Source organism: Streptomyces sp. NH27 (assembly GCF_056859195.1).
The window spans coordinates 1-2,356 of the sequence record NZ_JACEGK010000788.1; the positions used below are offsets into that span (position 1 = coordinate 1).

The following is a 2,356-nucleotide window of genomic DNA, read 5'->3' on the forward strand; positions in this document are numbered from 1 at the left end:
CGCCGGAATGTTGCCGAAACTGGTGGTCGGAGACCATGGATTCGTCTGCGGGGCAGGGCAGTTGGGCATCGAGGCGATCGGTCTCGGGGACTGCGACGACCCGGCCGTTTTCGTGGCGGAAGCAGAGGGGAGAGTGGCGGTGGCGGTACCGCTCGACGACACCGCTCGGTCGGACTACTACCGGCCGGTCACCCGCTACGTGTTGAAGAGTGCGTGGCTCGCACAGTAGTCAACCGTTCGCAACTCCTCTTCCCCACTCGCATCATCCGCCCCTAATCTGAGGGGGAGCGCACATGCCTGTTTGGAGTCGCCGGAGGGGAAGCCGGTGGCCGTCATGTGCGGAAGGTTCAGGTGTGTCATGGCTGTAACTGAAAGTCGGCCTCTCAACGAGGTCGTGTTCCTCACTGTCGCCGAAGTCGCGGCGGTGATGAGGGTGTCGAAGATGACCGTGTACCGGCTGGTGCACAGCGGTCATCTGCCGGCGATTCGCGTGGGTCGGTCCTTCCGGGTTCCGGAGCAGGCCGTGCACGAGTACCTGCGCGAGTCCTATGTGGGGGTGGAGTCTGCCTGAGCTGCCCGAGGCGGCCCGGTAACGGGCCGGTGACGGACCGCGTGGGCCTCGGTTACGTTCGTCCGCTCGGGGCGGGTAGGCTTGGCCGACGTAGGTCGTGTGGGCTCGGACGCCCCGCACCGAGTGAAACCGAAGCGAGGGTTGTCGTGGGCTCAGTCATCAAGAAGCGGCGTAAGCGTATGGCGAAGAAGAAGCACCGCAAGCTTCTCAAGCGGACGCGTGTTCAGCGTCGTAACAAGAAGTAAGCGAGCTGTTTGCCGCTCTCCTGCCCCCTTCCTCCGCCTGATTCAGGGCGGTCGAAGGGGGCAGTGGCATGTACGGGGGCCGGTCGGGGTGCGGGGGCGTTTCGTCATCGTCGCGCAACAGCGGCGGGGTACGGTGACAGCACTCCCCTAGGAAGGCGCTGAACGTGGGCAAGGTGGTGCTCGTCACCGGAGTCGCGCGGCAGCTCAGCGGGCGGTTCGTCCGGCGCGTGCAGCGTGAGCCCGAGGTCGACCGGGTGGTCGCGGTCGACGCGGTGCCGCCGGAGCACGACCTGGGGGACGCGGAGTTCGTCCGGGCCGACATCCGGCAGCCGATGATCGGGAAGGTGCTGGCGCAGCACGTCGTCGACACCGTGGTGCACCTGGACGTCAGCGGCACCTCGCCGGTCGCGGGCGGCCGCACCCAGGCCAAGGAGACCAACGTCATCGGCACGATGCAGTTGTTGGGCGCGTGCCAGAAGGCGCCGACCGTCCGGCGGCTGGTGGTGAAGTCCACCACGAGCGTCTACGGTTCCGCGTCGCGCGACCCGGCGGTGTTCACCGAGACCACCCCGGTCAAGTCGCCGCCCAGCGGCGGCTTCGCGAAGGACGCGGTCGAGGTCGAGGGATACGTCCGCGGCTTCGCCCGGCGCCGGCCCGACGTGGCGGTGGCGGTGCTGCGGTTCGCGAACATCCTCGGCCCGCGGGCGGACACCCCGCTCGCGGAGTTCTTCGACCTGCCGGTGCTGCCCACCGTGTTCGGGTACGACCCCAGGTTGCAGTTCGTGCACGAGGACGACGTCAACGAGGTGCTGGTGGTCGCGGCCATGGAGGCGCGGCGCGGGACGCTCAACAGCGGCACGTTCAACATCGCCGGTGACGGGGTGCTGCTGCTGTCGCAGACCGCGCGGCGGCTGGGCCGTCCGACCGTGCCGGTGCTGTTGCCCGCGGTGACCTGGGTGGGCCGGATGCTGCGGACCGCGGGCGTGACGGACTTCTCCAGCGAGCAGATCCGGCTGCTCACCCACGGCCGGGTGGTCGACACCCGGCAGATGCGGGAGACGCTGGGCTTCCACGCGGCCTACACCACTGCGGAAACGTTCCATGACTTCGCCCGCACCCGTCAGCCCGGCCTGTTGCCGCCCGCACGGCTGGCGGCCGCGGTCGACGAGGTGGCGGCCAGGGTACGGCGCGGGGAGCCGGCGCGATGACGGTGGATGCGGTGGTGCACGGGGTGGTGCACGGGGCGGCGGATGGACCGCTGGACGCGGTGACGCTGGATGCGGTGACGTTGCACGACGTGGGATCGATGCGGGGGCCGGAGCGGCAGAAGGAGCGGCAGCCATGACGGACGCGAAGGTCATTCCGTTCGGGGATGACGCCCGTCGCCGCGGCAGTGGTGGTGGCGGGGCCGGGGCCGGCGCGAGGCGGTCGCGGAGCCGTGAGCGCAAGGCGGGCGCGCCGGCGGCGGCACAGAAGGCCGAGGGCGCCGCCCAGGCACCGCTGGCGGCCGTACCGGAGGGCGGTGCGGGGATCCCGGCAC

At 70.0% G+C, this 2,356-nt stretch carries 5 protein-coding genes and 1 pseudogene; all 6 read left to right on the forward strand.

The window, feature by feature from the left end; all coding sequences use genetic code 11:
• Positions 1-229, forward strand: a 229-nt coding sequence (locus AC13HU_RS35825) for a phosphatase (RefSeq protein WP_483046173.1), incomplete at its 5' end; no start/stop codon positions are given.
• A 129-nt stretch (positions 230-358) separates the two neighbouring features.
• The gene (locus AC13HU_RS35830) at positions 359-571 is read left to right on the forward strand and encodes a helix-turn-helix domain-containing protein (RefSeq protein ID WP_202235362.1); all 213 of its coding nucleotides are present in this window, start codon (positions 359-361) and stop codon (positions 569-571) included.
• 146 nt (positions 572-717) lie between these two features.
• Positions 718-816 carry a 30S ribosomal protein bS22 gene (locus tag AC13HU_RS35835; RefSeq protein WP_003948845.1) on the forward strand — a complete coding sequence of 33 codons (99 nt, stop codon included), beginning with the start codon at positions 718-720 and terminating at the stop codon, positions 814-816.
• Between the two features lie 164 nt (positions 817-980).
• On the forward strand, positions 981-2,024 hold the full coding sequence (locus AC13HU_RS35840; protein ID WP_483046174.1) for an NAD-dependent epimerase/dehydratase family protein: 1,044 nt from the start codon (positions 981-983) through the stop codon (positions 2,022-2,024).
• Positions 2,021-2,161: a hypothetical protein gene (locus tag AC13HU_RS35845; RefSeq protein WP_483046175.1), complete on the forward strand. Its 141-nt coding sequence runs from the start codon at positions 2,021-2,023 to the stop codon at positions 2,159-2,161. The genes AC13HU_RS35840 and AC13HU_RS35845 overlap by 4 nt, the downstream gene beginning before the upstream one ends.
• Positions 2,158-2,356: pseudogene (locus AC13HU_RS35850) on the forward strand (hypothetical protein); the annotation flags it as partial. The gene AC13HU_RS35845 and the pseudogene AC13HU_RS35850, both read left to right, overlap by 4 nt.